This window comes from Pseudorhizobium halotolerans, assembly GCF_902153235.2.
Classification (GTDB): domain Bacteria; phylum Pseudomonadota; class Alphaproteobacteria; order Rhizobiales; family Rhizobiaceae; genus Neorhizobium; species Neorhizobium flavum.
Genome location: NZ_CABFWE030000011.1, coordinates 110,181 through 124,838 on the forward strand (window position 1 = coordinate 110,181; position 14,658 = coordinate 124,838).

The 14,658-nt window shown below is 63.6% G+C and carries 13 protein-coding genes; 7 read left to right on the plus strand and 6 right to left on the minus strand.

All coding sequences use genetic code 11. The features are described 5' to 3' along the window. Nucleotides 1–267 precede the first annotated feature (267 nt). Nucleotides 268–1,161, plus strand: a complete 894-nt coding sequence (locus tag FN060_RS15900; RefSeq protein ID WP_142588956.1) for a helix-turn-helix domain-containing protein — start codon at nt 268–270, stop codon at nt 1,159–1,161. Nucleotides 1,162–1,199: 38 nt separating this feature from the next. Here FN060_RS15900 and FN060_RS15905 read toward each other — a convergent pair whose 3' ends face one another. Then, nucleotides 1,200–3,326: a TonB-dependent siderophore receptor gene (locus FN060_RS15905; RefSeq protein ID WP_425312181.1), complete on the minus strand. Its 2,127-nt coding sequence runs from the start codon at nt 3,324–3,326 to the stop codon at nt 1,200–1,202. 304 nt (nt 3,327–3,630) lie between these two features. On the opposite strand from FN060_RS15905, the gene FN060_RS15910 reads away from it, so the two are divergent. From FN060_RS15910 to FN060_RS15930, 5 genes are read left to right on the plus strand one after another with little or no spacing between them, the layout of a single operon-like run. Beyond that, nucleotides 3,631–4,617, plus strand: a complete 987-nt coding sequence (locus FN060_RS15910; protein ID WP_425312190.1) for an iron-siderophore ABC transporter substrate-binding protein — start codon at nt 3,631–3,633, stop codon at nt 4,615–4,617. Beyond that, the gene (locus FN060_RS15915) at nt 4,614–5,618 is read left to right on the plus strand and encodes a FecCD family ABC transporter permease (protein WP_142588959.1); all 1,005 of its coding nucleotides are present in this window, start codon (nt 4,614–4,616) and stop codon (nt 5,616–5,618) included. Before FN060_RS15910 ends, FN060_RS15915 begins: the two co-directional genes overlap by 4 nt. 2 nt (nt 5,619–5,620) lie before the next feature. Further along, entirely contained in the window at nt 5,621–6,655 is a 1,035-nt protein-coding gene (locus tag FN060_RS15920) for a FecCD family ABC transporter permease (protein ID WP_077548582.1), read from the plus strand. Next, nucleotides 6,652–7,518: an ABC transporter ATP-binding protein gene (locus FN060_RS15925; protein WP_077548581.1), complete on the plus strand. Its 867-nt coding sequence runs from the start codon at nt 6,652–6,654 to the stop codon at nt 7,516–7,518. Before FN060_RS15920 ends, FN060_RS15925 begins: the two co-directional genes overlap by 4 nt. Beyond that, nucleotides 7,515–8,573, plus strand: coding sequence for a DUF2218 domain-containing protein (locus FN060_RS15930; RefSeq protein ID WP_142588960.1), 1,059 nt, complete (start codon nt 7,515–7,517; stop codon nt 8,571–8,573). The genes FN060_RS15925 and FN060_RS15930 overlap by 4 nt, the downstream gene beginning before the upstream one ends. Before the next feature lie 90 nt (nt 8,574–8,663). Here FN060_RS15930 and FN060_RS15935 read toward each other — a convergent pair whose 3' ends face one another. From FN060_RS15935 to FN060_RS15955, 5 genes are all read right to left on the minus strand, one after another. Next, the gene (locus FN060_RS15935; protein WP_142588961.1) at nt 8,664–9,440 is read right to left on the minus strand and encodes an SDR family NAD(P)-dependent oxidoreductase; all 777 of its coding nucleotides are present in this window, start codon (nt 9,438–9,440) and stop codon (nt 8,664–8,666) included. Between the two features lie 172 nt (nt 9,441–9,612). Further along, nucleotides 9,613–10,761: an isovaleryl-CoA dehydrogenase gene (locus FN060_RS15940; protein ID WP_183949775.1), complete on the minus strand. Its 1,149-nt coding sequence runs from the start codon at nt 10,759–10,761 to the stop codon at nt 9,613–9,615. 140 nt (nt 10,762–10,901) lie between these two features. Next, nucleotides 10,902–11,258 carry a hypothetical protein gene (locus FN060_RS15945; protein WP_142588963.1) on the minus strand — a complete coding sequence of 119 codons (357 nt, stop codon included), beginning with the start codon at nt 11,256–11,258 and terminating at the stop codon, nt 10,902–10,904. A 61-nt stretch (nt 11,259–11,319) separates the two neighbouring features. After that, nucleotides 11,320–12,180: a C40 family peptidase gene (locus FN060_RS15950; protein WP_142588964.1), complete on the minus strand. Its 861-nt coding sequence runs from the start codon at nt 12,178–12,180 to the stop codon at nt 11,320–11,322. A gap of 120 nt (nt 12,181–12,300) precedes the next feature. Then, nucleotides 12,301–13,686 carry a leucyl aminopeptidase family protein gene (locus FN060_RS15955; protein WP_142588965.1) on the minus strand — a complete coding sequence of 462 codons (1,386 nt, stop codon included), beginning with the start codon at nt 13,684–13,686 and terminating at the stop codon, nt 12,301–12,303. Nucleotides 13,687–13,818: 132 nt separating this feature from the next. On the opposite strand from FN060_RS15955, the gene FN060_RS15960 reads away from it, so the two are divergent. Further along, on the plus strand, nt 13,819–14,643 hold the full coding sequence (locus FN060_RS15960; protein ID WP_142588966.1) for a tetratricopeptide repeat protein: 825 nt from the start codon (nt 13,819–13,821) through the stop codon (nt 14,641–14,643). Nucleotides 14,644–14,658 lie beyond the last annotated feature (15 nt).

Sequence of the window (14,658 nt, forward strand, 5' to 3'; positions counted from 1 at the left end):
GTAGCGGCGACACCGTTTGCTTGCCGCGAACGACAATTGCGACGAGGCCTGTGCCTCTGTGCCAGCCGTGTCCTCGACGAACGGCAGACGGTAGAAAATCCGCTCAGGGCATGGACAAACATGACGAGAATGTTCAGGTTAAATCGGGACGGTCGTTTCAGGTCTATCCAATGGCCTGAACGATAGGGCATCACCGAGATGTCCAGCCGTGCCAGCCCGTCATCACTCTCATACCCGGCGACGTTACGCCGCCTTCAGGAAACGCCATTGAGCTACCGACACTCGATGACCTGCTACACGGAGGGTATCCGCCCGCTCGTGCCTGCGCAGTGGAGGAGTTTCGACGGCATCGTCGGCGTCTACTGGGATGCAGAGGGCCAGTCGGGAGCGAAGGCCTACTACCTCTCTCCCGACCCGCGAATCGTCATCTTCTTCAACGACGTATCGCCGCATATCCAAATGACCAACCGGGAAGGCGGCATCGGACGCGACGCGCGGCCAATGACACGAGCGGTCTACGTGCCGGCAGGCGTCCCGCTCTGGACGGCCTTCACCTCCTCGCATCGCTTCTCGCATCTCGATATCCACCTCCACAGCGACCGGCTTCTGCGCTTCATCGCCCCGGCCCTGGGAGGAGCGGCCGCACGTTCCATCCTGCGCCGGCCTGTCGAGATCGAGAATGTCGGACCGATCGAGACGCTGGCGGGTCTGCTGGTCCAGGAGCTTGCCGCACCCACCAGGCACGCCGTCTATGGCGAAAGCCTCGTCGGCAGCATAGCCACTGCACTTCTCGATCTTCCGGCGGAAGAGAAGGCCCCGGCCGGCGGCCGGCTCACGCAGGCGCAGCTTAAAAAGCTGCATGGCCGGTTCGATGCGCGCACCGACGGGCGCCTCAGCGTTGCCGAGATGGCCCAGACCGTGGGGCTGTCGGAGAGCTGGTTCACCCACGTCTTCAAGCAGACGACCGGCGAGACGCCGCAGCAGTGGCAGCGCACGCGCCGGGTTGCGCTGGCACAGAAGCTGCTGACCGAGACCGATCTGACGGTTGCCGACATTGCCCTGCAGCTTGGATTTGCGGACCAGGCCCATCTTACCAAGGCCTTCCGCCAGGTCGCCGGCGATACCCCTGCGTCCTGGCGCCGCCTGCAGCGCTACCGATAGTTCCCCGCCCGAACTGACCCGGGCGGGGATTTGCGTTGTCACCAGGTCTGGCGCAGCGTGGCGTAGATTGCGCGGCCGGGATTGTAGTAGACGCCGCCGCCGTCCTGGCTCGCAACATGCTTCTCGTCGAAGATATTGCTGGCGTTCAGCTGGAGCGTGGTATTCTCCCTGATCTCATAGGTGAACGAAGCATCGAACACCACGGCGCTTTCCGAGGCTATGGTGTTTGTGATGTTCGTGAAATAGGAGTCCACATAGCGCGCTCCCAGACCGAACGTCATGTCCCCTCGGATGCCGTTTCCTGGCAGCGTGTAGGTGCCCCAGATGGACGCCATATGCTCAGGCACCCGCATCAGGCGATTTCCGTCATTCGCTCCGCCCGGCTCCTTGATCTCGGAGTCGATATAGGTATAGGCCGCGATCAGGCCGATGTTATCGGTGATTTCCGCCTTGGCCTCGAGCTCTATGCCGCGATGACGTACCTCTTCGACCGTGGTCGGCAGGTAGGTCACGCTGTCGTATACGGTGATATTCCCCTTCGTGAGGTCATACACCGAAGCCGTGAAGAGCGCCGGAAAGGCCTCCGGCTGATACTTGATGCCGGCTTCGTACTGCTTGCCGGTCGTCGGCTCGTTGCCTGCACCCGGAGGCGCGACAGACTCCGCGTAGCTGACATAGGCGGCCAGCTCATCGGTGATCTTGTAGCTCAGGCCGAAGCGCTTGGTGAACTCGCTGTAATCGCCCTCCTTGACGACGCCGGTGAACAGGTTGGTTTCACGCAGGTCGAGCCAGTCGTTCCGCAGACCGACGCTCGCTGTCAGCCTGTCGAAGAACGTCAGGTCCTGCTGGACGTAGATGCCCTTGGTCGTCTGGTCGTTGCGCGTGCCTGAATTGGGCGCTGTCGAGGCAGGCCCCCCGGAGTAGACCGGATTCATCCAGTTGATGCTCGGTGCCCCGGGGATATACAGGCCGAAATTCTGAGAATTGAAGTTGTTGTAGTCGACGCCTGCGAGGGTGCGGCTTTCCACATCGTTGAAGCGGGTTTCGTACATAAGATTCGCGTCGACGACGAACTGCTCGCTCGACTTGTCGCTGCCGAAGTAATAGCGGTCCGCCAGATTGGAGCCGTCGGTGCGGGTATTCGACAGGTAGGCGCCGCCGAATGCGTCAGCCGATTTCATGTACCTTGCATTGGAGCCGAAGGTCAGCCCGTTACCGAAGTCATGATCGAGCATCACGCTGTAGGTGTTCCGGTTGGTCGTCCGGAAATAGTAGTCCGGTTCGCCGAAGAAGCGGTCGCGGTCAAAATCGGACCCGATCGGGTGGCCGCCGCTGCCGGGAACGCCATCCGTGTTCAGGTGATCGAAGACGAACGACAGGCTTGTCAGGTCTGTGGGACGCCATGTCAGACCACCCATGATGAACTTCTTATTGTCCTGGGAATGATCATACTCGGCATCGGCATTCTGATAGATGCCGGTCAGGCGATAGGAGAGCGTGTCATCTTCGGTGATGTTGTCGCCGAAATCGATCCCCGCTTCCTTGTGCGAGAAGGAGCCCACGGTGCCGTAGACTTCCCCGAAGCGCTCGCTCTTGGGAAGCTTGGTCACGTAGTTCACCGAGCCGCCGGGCTCTGCCGCGCCGAAGCCCGCCGAGCTGGTGCCCTTCAGTATCTCGATCCGCTCGAACGCATAGGGCTCTTCCCGTGCTGCGCCGAAGGTCCGGCCGATCGGCAAGCCGTCGCGATAGGTGTAGGGGGTAAAGCCACGAATGTCGAAGTAGTCGAACCTGTCGTCCGACCCGTAGAAGTCGGTGACGACGCCGGCCGTGTACTGGACGACCTGCTCGACGGTCGAGGCACCACGTTCCTGGACCTCCTTGGAGGTGATGACCGAAACCGAAGCGGGCGTCTGCAGGACTTCGGTCGGCATCTTGCCGACGCCAGTGGCCTTCCTCGCCACGATCGTGCGGGCGTCATCGTCGCCGTTTCCGCTGCCCTCTATGACGATGGTTTCAAGTTGGGTGCCGCCGGCGGCCTCTGACCCGTCCTGGGCCACGGCTGACGTGGCCGAGATGGCCGCCAATGCCGTGCAACTCAGCAGGATCGCCTGCCACCCTGCCATGTTGCCCCCCGTGGGATTACCGCCTCGCCTATGGATCTTCATCATTCAACCCGGAAACTGATCACTATGTTGCTGGAGCCCGGCCGCAGCAGCAGCCGGTTGGCACGAGCTGCATCTGCGGCCTGCAGGAGTTCCCCCTCAAACCCCTGGCGATGGCAGCGATCGGCCTGTACCTCATCCGCCCATAACTTGATAGCTTTAATCCAGTATTGTCGATTCCTGCGGTCTTGTACGAAGCCCCGGAAACTTCCGCAGGGCATGGAGACAAGCCTGCGGAGGACTTGACGGACGCAATCTAAGATGACACGGACACTCCAGTTATTGCCAAGGAGGATCTCTCCCGTTGCTGCGTTTCGTTCTCCTGTCCGCACTCGCGATTGCGTCCTGCTCGCTATCCACCACGGGGGCGTCGGCCCAGCAGGCGGGGTATCCGATCACCGTCAAGCACGCGTTCGGTACGACGACCATTGCCAGCAAGCCCGAACGTGTGGCGACCGTCGCCTGGGCGAACCACGAAGTCCCGCTGGCGCTCGGCATCGTTCCGGTCGGATTTGCGGCAGCCAATTTCGGTGACGATAACGGCGACGGGCTGCTTCCCTGGGTAGAGGAGAGGCTGAACGAGCTAGGGGCAGAGACGCCCGTGCTCTTCGACGAGGGCGACGGGATCGATTTCGAGAGTGTGGCCGCCACCAATCCCGATGTGATCCTTGCTGCCTATTCTGGACTGTCGAGAGCAGACTACGAAACGCTGAGCCAGATCGCGCCGGTCATCGCCTATCCGGAATCGCCCTGGGCGACGGATTGGCGGGAGATGATCCGCTTCAACAGCGCCGGCCTCGGCATGGAGGAGGAAGGACAGGCGCTGATCGACCGGATCGAGGCTGACATCGCCAAGGCGAGAAGCGAGCATCCCGAGCTCGAGGGCAAGTCGGCAATGTTCGTCACCCATTTGGACACGACCAACCTCAGCGTCATCAATTTCTATACGACCAGCGACACGCGGGTGAAGTTCTTCCAGGACCTCGGCCTGAGCATGCCCAGTAGCGTGGCAGAGGCCTCCCGTCCCGGCCAGTTCTCTGGCGGCATCAGCGCAGAGAAGATCGATGCGTTCGATGATGTCGACATCGTCGTCACCTATGGCGGCGAGGATCTGAAGAAAGCGCTGGCGGCCGATCCGCTGATGTCGAGAATGCCGGCTGTCGCCCATGACGCGATCGTCATGCTGGGACGAAATCCGCTCGGCACGGCGGCCAATCCCACGCCGCTCTCCATACGCTGGGTTCTCGATGATTACGTGGAGCTGCTGGCAAAGGCAGCAGCAAAAACAGAATGACGACGGGCGCGGAGGGGATGCGACTGCTCTGGCTGGCGACGGTAATCGCTGGCCTCACGCTGCTGCTTGGCCTCTCCGTCGCGGTCGGCACCCGATCCGTCGGCTGGAGCGAAGTCGTAGCTGCGCTGGGCGGCGCCAGCGGGACGATCGACCAGGCGGCGGTGACGGTGCGTATTCCGCGCACCCTTCTGGCAGGCGCGGCCGGGGCCGCCCTGGGACTGGCCGGAGCCATCATGCAGGGCGTCACCCGCAATCCGCTCGCAGATCCGGGGATCCTGGGCGTCAACCTCGGTGCATCGCTCGCTGTCGTGGTTGGGGTCGCATGGTTCGGGATCACCTCCTCACAGGCTTTTATCTGGGTCGCGATCCTCGGAGCAGGTGTCACGGCGGTCTTCGTCTACACCATCGGGTCGCTGGGCCGTGGCGGCGCGACGCCGCTCAAGCTTGCCCTTGCCGGCGTGGCAACATCCATCGCCTTCGCATCGCTGGTCGTGGCGATCATCCTGCCACGCGCGGACATTGCCGGAGGCATCCAGTCCTGGCGGATCGGCGGCGTCGGCGGGGCAACCTTCAGCGCAATAGGCGAAGTCACGCCCTTCCTTGTTGGCGGCGTGCTCCTCGCCCTCATCTCGGCGCGGCGACTGAATTCCCTGGCGCTCGGCGACGAGATTGCAACCGGCCTTGGCGAGCGCGTGGCCCTCGCACGCGCCACCGCAGCGCTCTCGGCAATCCTCCTGTGCGGCGCCACCACCGCCGTGTGTGGACCGATCGGGTTCGTCGGGCTCGTCGTGCCGCATCTCTGCCGCCTGCTGGTCGGCGTCGACCACCGCTGGCTGCTGCCCTTCGCCGCCCTCGCAGGGGCCTCCCTGCTTCTTGCGGCAGACGTGATGGGCCGCATCATCGCCCGCCCCAACGAGTTGGAGGTCGGCGTTGTCACAGCTTTCATCGGCGCGCCCTTCTTCATCTGGATCGTCCGGCGGCAACGGGTTCGCGAACTGTGACCATGCAAGCATCTTCGATCGACATCGTCTGGAACGGGCGCGCGAGCCGCATGCGGCGGCGGCGACTGGTGATCGGCTCGCTCCTCACCCTGGTCGTGCTGCTTTTTGCCCTGACGCTCATGCTCGGGCAGACTTTCACGCCGCCCGGGGAGGTTCTCCGGGTGCTGTTCGGCGAGGAGGTTCAGGGGGCAAGCTTCACCGTAGGGCAGTTACGGCTGCCCCGGGCAGTGCTTGCCGTGCTGACCGGGCTGAGCTTCGGCCTGGGGGGAGCCGCGTTCCAGATCATGCTTCGCAATCCTCTCGCCAGTCCTGATATCATCGGCATCAACCTCGGCGCCAGCGCGGCGGCCGTCTTTGCGATCGTCGTCCTGCAGATGAACGGTCCGGCCGTCTCGGTATTCGCGGTGGTTGCCGCCCTAGGGGTCGCCATGGCGATCTACGGCCTCTCCTTCCGGGATGGCGTGGCGGGAACGCGGCTGATCCTGATCGGCATCGGCGTTGCCGCAATGCTCGAGAGCTTCATCGCCTACACGCTTTCGCGCGCGCCTGCCTGGAGCCTGCAGGAGGCCATGCGATGGCTTGCCGGAAGCCTGAACGGCACGCAGACCAGCCAGGCCCTGCCGTTGCTGGTCGCGCTTTTCCTCTTCGGCGGACTCCTCCTCAGCCGCGCCCGCGACCTCGATACACTGAGGCTCGGGGACGATACAGCTGCCGCACTCGGGACGAACGTGGCCGCCACCCGCATCACCGTGATGATCGCGGCCGTAGGCGTCATCGCCGTCGCAACCGCAGTGGCGGGACCGGTGTCCTTCGTCGCTTTCCTGGCGGGATCCATCGCGGCCCGTCTTGTCGGCGGGAACGGGTCCATACTGCTGCCGGCCGCCCTTCTCGGGGCAGTCCTTGTGATGCTCGCTGACTATGCAGGGCAGTTCCTGCTGCCCAGCCGCTATCCGGTGGGGGTCGTCACCGGTGCGCTCGGCGCGCCCTACCTGATCTACCTCATCATACGCGTCAATCGCAGCGGAGGGTCCCTATGATCACTCACACCCTGGCTGCCAAGGCCCTCTCCGCCGGTTATGGCGATACCGTCGTCCTGAACGGTCTGGACCTGGACGTGCCCCCCGGCCGGATCACTGCAATCGTCGGTGCCAACGCCTGCGGGAAATCCACCCTGCTGCGCGCAATGTCCCGGCTTCTTTCGCCTCACAACGGGCAGGTCCTTCTCGACGGCAAGTCGATCCACCACATGCCACCGCGGCAGTTGGCTAAAATGCTTGGCCTCCTGCCGCAATCGCCTATCGCCCCCGAAGGCATCACCGTAGCCGATCTCGTAGGCCGGGGCCGACATCCTCACCAAGGCATGTTCTCCCGCTGGAGCCGCGGAGACGACGAGGCGGTTGCGGCGGCGCTGGAGATGACGAAGACGGCCGGGCTCGCCGAACGACCCGTGGATGAGCTTTCCGGCGGGCAGCGGCAACGGGTATGGATCGCCATGGCGCTGGCGCAGCGGACAGACCTGCTCCTGCTCGACGAGCCGACCACCTTCCTGGATGTCAGCCACCAGATCGAGGTTCTCGATCTCCTCACCGACCTCAACCACTCGCGCGGCACGACAATCGTGATGGTGCTGCACGACCTCAACCTGGCGGCGCGGTACGCGGATCATCTTGTCGCCATGGCGCGAGGGCGCCTGCATGTTTCCGGACCTGCGGAAGAGGTCTTGACGGAAGAGACCGTTCGCCACGTCTTCGGCCTGGACAGCCGCATCATTTCCGATCCGATCTCGGGGCGTCCCATCATGTTGCCGATCGGCCGTCACAGGGTGACGGCGGAGCCGACCGGCACTGGAGCCCCCCTCCCATACTCAAGCGACAATCCCCAAAAGGAAGACCATTCATGAATGCAGCCCAGCAGTTCAAACTCTCCGGCGTTGCGCTGCCGAAGGATGCCCTCGGCATGCTCGAGGAAGTCTGCGAGCACTTCATCGAACATTCGGAGGTCCAGCGCGACGGCGATCTCGTCGTCCTCAAAAACCAGGACGGCACGGCCGGCATCCGTCTCGAGGACGGAAAGCTGCTGATCGATCTTGCCTGCACCACCGAGGAAACGCTGCAGGGTACCCGCGTCATGCTCGCCGAACACCTGTTCTACTTCGCCGGTGACGACCCGCTGGAGCTGACCTGGTCAAACCCCACCACTCTCGCCCGGCTACCGAACATCCACGAGGTGACCGTCGTCTCCGCCGAGGATGTCACGCCCCGCATGCGTCGCGTCAGGTTTTCCTGCCCAGATATCGAACCGTTCACGGGCGGCGATATGCATGTCCGCATCCTGGTGCCGCCAAAGGGGCGGGCACCGGTCTGGCCGGGCCTGCAGGAAAACGGCCGGGTTGCCTGGCCGGAGGGAGAAGACGAGCTTCTGGTCCGGGTCTATACGATCCGTCGCGTCGACAGGGACCGGCGCGAGTTGTGGATCGACTTCCTGCAGCACCCGGCAGACGGCGTCGCCACCCCCGGTGCCGATTTCGCCCGCGACGCAGAACCGGGACAACTCGTTGGCCTGCTGGGACCGGGTGGCGGTGATGCTCCTTCTGCGAATTCCATCCTGTTCATCGGCGACGAAAGCGCCCTGCCGGCGATTGCCCGCATCGCCGAGGAGGTCCCCTCCACCACCCGGATGAAGGCGATCATCGAGGTGGCCGATGCGGCGGAAGAACAACCGCTTGCGACCTCCGGCTCCATCGATATCCGATGGTTGCACCGGAACAGCTATGTCCCCGGCTCTACCAACGTGCTGGCGGAGGCGGGCAAGGAAGCAATCGCCAATGCCGACGGCAAGACATTTGTCTGGGTGGCCTGCGAAAAGGAGGACGTCCGCTCGATCCGGAAGTTCCTCAAGAGCCGCGGGCACGACCGGAAGATGATGTATGCGGCCTGGTACTGGGAGCGCAACTGAGGCGATCAGCTGCGTAACGAGCCCGGCGGCCGCACAGTCAGCGGCCGCCATTGCCTTCGATGGTGTGGCGGTGCGCCAGCACCACCTGTCTCACGGCATCAGTTGCCCGCCATTGACCTCGATGACCTGCCCGATGATGTAGCCGGACAGTTTCTCGGAGGCGAGGAAGAGGTAAGCGCCAACGCAATCCTCGGCAATGCCAAGGCGACCCTGCGGAATGGTGGCCAGCGCCGCCTGCAGGTGCTGAGGGGTCGAGTAGCGCTCGTGGAAGGGCGTGGTGATGGTGCCCGGCGCCACGCCATTGACGCGGATCCCGAACGGAATCAATTCCTTCGCCATGCCTCGCGTCACGTTGGAGACGAAGGCCTTCGACGAACCATAGATGCCGGCCCCGTTCGACGCCCCGTTGCGGGCAGCGATGGAGGTTGTGTTGATGATGAAACCACCATTCTTCTTCAGGTGCGGTATCGCGGCGGTGGACGCTGCCAGGACGGAACGCGCGTTGAGGTCCATCACCGCATCATAATGCTCGTCCGTCATCTCGGCATAGGCCACGCGCGCGACCATGCCACCGGCATTGTTGACGAGCCCGTCGAGGCGACCGAAGGCGTCCGCCGTCTCCTCGACCACGCGGGCCATCTCTCCCGACTTGGAGGCATCGCCGCGGACCAGGTGGACCCGCCCTCCGGCTGCCTCGATCTCCTCCGCCAGGGTCTTCGCGGCGTCTACGCTTGCGTTGTAGTGAAGGCCGACAAGCGCCCCCTGCGCGGCGAATTCCCGGGCCAGCGCCGCACCGATGCCAGTCGAGGCGCCGGTGATCAGAACGGCTTTTTCGGAAAGGTCGGGAATGATGAGCTTCGTGGACATGCTACCTCCTCGCGGACACGACTTCAGCCGTCCGGGATGCTCTAGGACCCCGCCGGCGCACGACAGTCATCGGCGATGCCGGCGGTATACACAAGCCATTTCTTCTGCGGAAATGGCCACCTTAGGCAACTTGACATACCGGTTGCCCGACATCCTTGCAGCGATCAGTGCCTCAGGCCGTCTCGCGGAAGAGCTCCCGACCGATCAGCATGCGGCGAATTTCGGACGTGCCGGCACCGATCTCCATCAGCTTCGCGTCCCGCAGCAGGCGGCCGGTGGGGTTATCGTTGATGTAGCCATTGCCGCCGAGAACCTGGATGGCCTGAAGCGCCTGTTGCGTGGCCTGCTCGGATGCGTAGAGGCAGCAGGCGGCAGCATCCTGGCGGGTGACCTCGCCACGATCGCATGCGGCCGCGACGGCGTAGACATAGGCACGCGCGGAATTCATGGCAGTGTACATGTCGGCGATCTTCGCCTGGATCAGTTGGAACTCGCCAATCGCCTGGCCGAACTGCTTACGTTCGTGAACATAGGGCATCACCACGTCGAGGCAGGCGTGCATGATCCCCACTCCAATGGCGGCGAGCACAACGCGCTCATAGTCGAGGCCAGACATGAGGATACGGACGCCTTCTCCTTCGGCTCCCATGACATTTTCGGCCGGAACCTCGCAATCGGAGAAGACAAGTTCGCAGGTATTGGACCCCCGCATGCCGAGCTTGTCGAGCTTCTGTGCCGTGGAGAAGCCCTTGAAGCCTTTCTCCACCAGAAAGGCCGTGATGCCCTTGGCACCCGCCGATGGGTCGGTCTTGGCGTAGACAACCAGCACATCGGCATCCGGGCCATTGGTGATCCACATCTTGCTGCCGTTCAGCACATAGAGGTCGCCGCGCCTCTCGGCACGCAGCTTCATCGAAACGACGTCGGAACCAGCGCCGGGCTCCGACATAGCAAGCGCCCCGACATACTCGCCCGAGCACAGCTTCGGCAGATAACGCCTCTTCTGGTCAGGGGAAGCATTGCGGTTGATCTGGTTGACGCAGAGGTTCGAGTGCGCGCCGTAGCTCAACGACGTGGAGGCCGAGGCGCGGGCGATTTCCTCAACGGCAATGACATGGGCAAGGTAGCCCAGCCCCGAACCCCCGAGTTCCGGATCGGCGGTAATGCCAAGCAAGCCGAGGGCGCCAAGCTCCGGCCAGAGATCGCGCGGAAACTCGTTCGTACGATCAATCTCGTCCGCGCGGGGGCCAAGCCTTTCCTGGGCGAACCGGTGGACCGTCTCGCGGACAGCCTCGACGTCCTCGCCAACTGCAAATTTCATCGATGCGTGGAACACCGGTCTCCTCCCCGACGTGCCTCTGTCAGGTCATGGTTGTGGGGCACGCCCGGCGCCGCGTCAATGATCCTTCCCGACTTCGCAAGATAAGGTCGCCCGCAAACGCGAGGCGGCATAAAGATTGCCTACTCGGGCAGATGAAGCGGATTGAGACCGGGAACCCAGTGCGTGTCGGGCGGGCGGGTGCCGGAATAGGTAAGGCCGCTCTCGCTCTCGCATCGGTAGACGCGACGCGGTGCGACATCGCCATAGAGGATGTCATAGCGCCCCCGCCCGACATAGACGTCCTCGATGCTCGTCGTGCAGCTGTAGCTGTCGCGCCGGACTCGCTCCTCCTCCGGAACGACGCCTGGGAGATCCTTGTAGACGTTCAACGGCTTGCGCCGGAACTCGTCATCGGCTGCGGCCCTGGCCGGCATGAGCGCTGCGAAACCTATGGCGATCAGCATCAGAAGCGGCAATATCCAGGCGCGTTTCAGCATCTTCATCCCTCGAATCGAAGGAAGATAGGCGCTTCATTCGATAGGTGCCACGCCGCCATGTTTACGATCGCGTGAACGGCGCGAGGCGGCGAAAGCCGGTCGGACGGCTGTAGAGCCATCCTATCCGCTCGATCGCGGCATTGAGGTTTTCCCGCGCCACCGTCATCGTATGCCCGTTGGCGTGCAGCAGTGTCTCGGCATCTTCCATGATGCCGACATGACCCTTCCAGAAAACGAGGTCGCCGCGGCGAAGCTCCTCCCTCGTGATTTCCGTTCCGATCGCCGCCTGCATGTCGGAATCACGCGGCGCCGACTGGCCGACCATCATCAGCGACAACTGCACGAGCGCGGAGCAATCGATGCCGAAACCCGAGCGGCCACCCCAGAGATAGGGCGTCTCCAGGAAGCGCGCCGCCACATCGACGTAGTCTTCCGGCGGTGTCTCGGCGAGCGGCCGGCAGTGGGATCTGATGAGTGCGGTCCCGTCGGGCAGGACGAGGTATGCCGTGCCGCGGGTTTCCGTCGCTCCCACGATCCTGACGCGACTTCCCATGGACAGTGAAAAGACGGGAGGATGGCGCAGTTCCGGGCGCGGGTAGAGGAAGGTGCGCTGGACACAGATGATGTGCGTCGTCTCCTCGGGCTCCCTTAGCACGTCCGTCGGCAGATACCCGACATAGCCATCCCCGCAGGACTGCACCCATGCCCAGCCGTCAGCCCGCTCGAAGACGCGGACTGCTTCGCCGAGCAGGAGTTCGGTATCTATGCCGCAGTCTGGATCCGGCCTGGACCTCAAAGGCACGACCGGCACGCCGACCTGCGCGGGGACGCCGGTCACGAAGCGCGCAGCCTCCACCTGCCCCCGCAGGGCCTCGTCTGCCAGATCCGCCCGGAAGGCGTGGAGCCGTCTGTCCAATGTCATCGCATCTTCCATGTTCAGTACGCATACACTGCCGTGAACCAGATCAACGGAAAGGTTCAGCTACGGCGACATGCGCCTCAGAGTACAGGAGCGTTATGCTAGTGCGAAGCGGTTAGAGGATCATTGCCGTGCGAGTTCCCGGACATACCGGTAAAGCGTTCGGATGGCGAATGCCTCGCCACCGACTGGGGCATGCGGCTTCTCCGAGAGGGTCCAGCCATAGATGTCGAAATGCGCCCAACGCGTCTGCGGGCGGACGAAGCGCTTAAGAAAGAGCGCGGCGGTGATGGACCCTGCCATTCCGCCGGAAGGCGCGTTGGTGATGTCGGCGGCACGCGATTTCAGGTCCTTGTCATAGCCTTTCCACAGTGGCAGCCGCCACATGGGATCGTTCTCCTCGGACGAGATGGCCGACAGACGCGCCGCCAGGGAATCGTCGTCGGTGAAGAATGGCGCCACGTCCGGCCCGAGCGCAACGCGCGCCGCGCCGGTGAGGGTCGCCATGTCCACGAGCAGATCGCAGGGCGTTTCGTCGGCGAACGCAAGAGCATCGGCAAGCACGAGCCTGCCTTCCGCATCGGTATTGTCGATCTGAACCGTCAGCCCCTTGCGGCTGCGATAGATGTCTCCGGGGCGGAATGCATTGCCGGCGATCGAATTCTCGACCGCAGGGATGAGCACCCGCAACTCCACGTCCAGACCGGCATCCATGATCATCAATGCCAGACCCATGACGTTCGCCGCGCCGCCCATGTCCTTCTTCATGATGGCCATGTTGGCTGCACTCTTGATGTCGAGGCCACCGGTATCGAAGCAGACGCCCTTGCCGACCAGGACGATGCGCGGTGCACCCTCCCTGCCCCATCGCAGCTCGAGGAGCCGGGGTGCTTGCGGACTGGCACGACCAACAGCGTGAATGAGCGGGAAGTCCCGAGCCAGAAGTTCATCGCCGACGATGGATGTGACGCTTGCTCCGTAATGTTTGCCGAGAGCGCGCAATGCGGCTTCCAGCTGTTCGGGCCCCATGTCGTTGGTGGGCATGTTGATCAGGTCACGGGCAAGGAACACACCGGCAAGCTGCCGCTCGACATCGACCCGAATGTCGTCGGGAAGCGCAAGCCGAACCTGCCTCTGCTTGTCCTTCCGGTAACGGCCGAACACATAGCTCCCCAGGCCGAAGCCGAGTGCGATTTTCTGCGGTGCCAACGCGCTCTCGACATGCCAGTCGCCGGCGGGAAGGAGCTTGGCCAGCCTGCCGGCTGCAAATGCCTCTTCCGTTTCACCGCTGAACCCGAAGAGTGCCGCAGCAAGCTCGCCGTCCGCTCCGGGAACGAGGAGCAGGCTGCCAGGCTCGGCCGCGAAACCCGCATTGCGCGCCCAGCCAAGCATCGAGGCCTCGATCGCGCCGTTCTCGATGTCCGATGGCGAAACGAGATAGACAGGACGGGACGCAGGAGAGCGCTGCGTGAACGGTGATGGGCGGTCGATGTGGCTATAGCTGTTCATGGAAAGCCTTCTCGTGGGGAATCAGCGCCTTAACGGTCTATTAGGGTTAACAGTCTATTGCTGGAGCAAGCAATGCGCCATCGGCGGGACCTTCGCCACGGGCAAGGCGCAGCAGAAGACACGAGACCGACCATGGCAGCTAACGCATCCCCGACGCATCGCAAGGCACGCCTCGCACAGGCGACCGCCATGCTGCTTCTGGCAGCGACGCTGGCGGGATGCGCCACAAGGCCGGACAAAACAACGACGGGATCAATCCCGATCTCGGGTGCTCCTTTGGAGAGCATGAGCGCCACACAGCTTGAGAATGCCGAACGTTCGGTCGGCGCAGCGTACGAGCGCAATCCAAGGGACCGCAATGCCGGGCTTCGTTATGCGCAGGTACTCGGCATGACCGGCAAGCACGCGCAGGCGCTGGCCGTCATGCAGCAGGTGGTCATCGCCCATCCGACAGATCGCGATGTATTGGCCGCCTATGGCAAAGCGCAGGCAGCAGCGGGCCAGCTTGAGCAGGCACTCACGACCATCCAGCGCGCCCAGACGCCGGATCGCCCGGACTGGCGCCTCTACTCCGCCGAAGGGGCGGTTCTCGACCAACTGGGTCGCTCGGACGAAGCGCGGCAGAAATACCGACTGGCACTCGATGCACAGCCGAATGAACCGACCGTGATTTCCAATCTCGGCATGTCCTATGTGCTGAGCGGCGATCTGCGGACGGCGGAGACCTATATGCGCTCGGCCGCGCAGCAGCCCGCCGCCGATAGCCGCGTACGCCAGAACCTAGCGCTCGTGGTTGGCCTTCAGGGCCGCTTCAAGGAGGCCGAGGAGATCGCGCGGCGCGAGCTATCCGCCCAGCAGGCGGATGCGAACGTCACCTATCTGCGCTCCATGCTGTCGCAGCAGAATTCCTGGGCGAAGCTCGCCGACAAGGACAGCCAGCAGAAGGCGACCAACTAAGGTCTCTGCTACCGT

Coding starts and splice junctions, on each gene's coding strand:
- FN060_RS15905 (WP_425312181.1), bottom strand. CDS start 3,326: ATGAAGATCCATAGGCGAGGCGGTAATCCCACGGGGGGCAACATGGCA.
- FN060_RS15915 (WP_142588959.1), top strand. CDS start 4,614: ATGACGACGGGCGCGGAGGGGATGCGACTGCTCTGGCTGGCGACGGTA.
- FN060_RS15920 (WP_077548582.1), top strand. CDS start 5,621: ATGCAAGCATCTTCGATCGACATCGTCTGGAACGGGCGCGCGAGCCGC.
- FN060_RS15925 (WP_077548581.1), top strand. CDS start 6,652: ATGATCACTCACACCCTGGCTGCCAAGGCCCTCTCCGCCGGTTATGGC.
- FN060_RS15930 (WP_142588960.1), top strand. CDS start 7,515: ATGAATGCAGCCCAGCAGTTCAAACTCTCCGGCGTTGCGCTGCCGAAG.
- FN060_RS15935 (WP_142588961.1), bottom strand. CDS start 9,440: ATGTCCACGAAGCTCATCATTCCCGACCTTTCCGAAAAAGCCGTTCTG.
- FN060_RS15940 (WP_183949775.1), bottom strand. CDS start 10,761: ATGAAATTTGCAGTTGGCGAGGACGTCGAGGCTGTCCGCGAGACGGTC.
- FN060_RS15945 (WP_142588963.1), bottom strand. CDS start 11,258: ATGCTGAAACGCGCCTGGATATTGCCGCTTCTGATGCTGATCGCCATA.
- FN060_RS15950 (WP_142588964.1), bottom strand. CDS start 12,180: ATGACATTGGACAGACGGCTCCACGCCTTCCGGGCGGATCTGGCAGAC.
- FN060_RS15955 (WP_142588965.1), bottom strand. CDS start 13,686: ATGAACAGCTATAGCCACATCGACCGCCCATCACCGTTCACGCAGCGC.
- FN060_RS15960 (WP_142588966.1), top strand. CDS start 13,819: ATGGCAGCTAACGCATCCCCGACGCATCGCAAGGCACGCCTCGCACAG.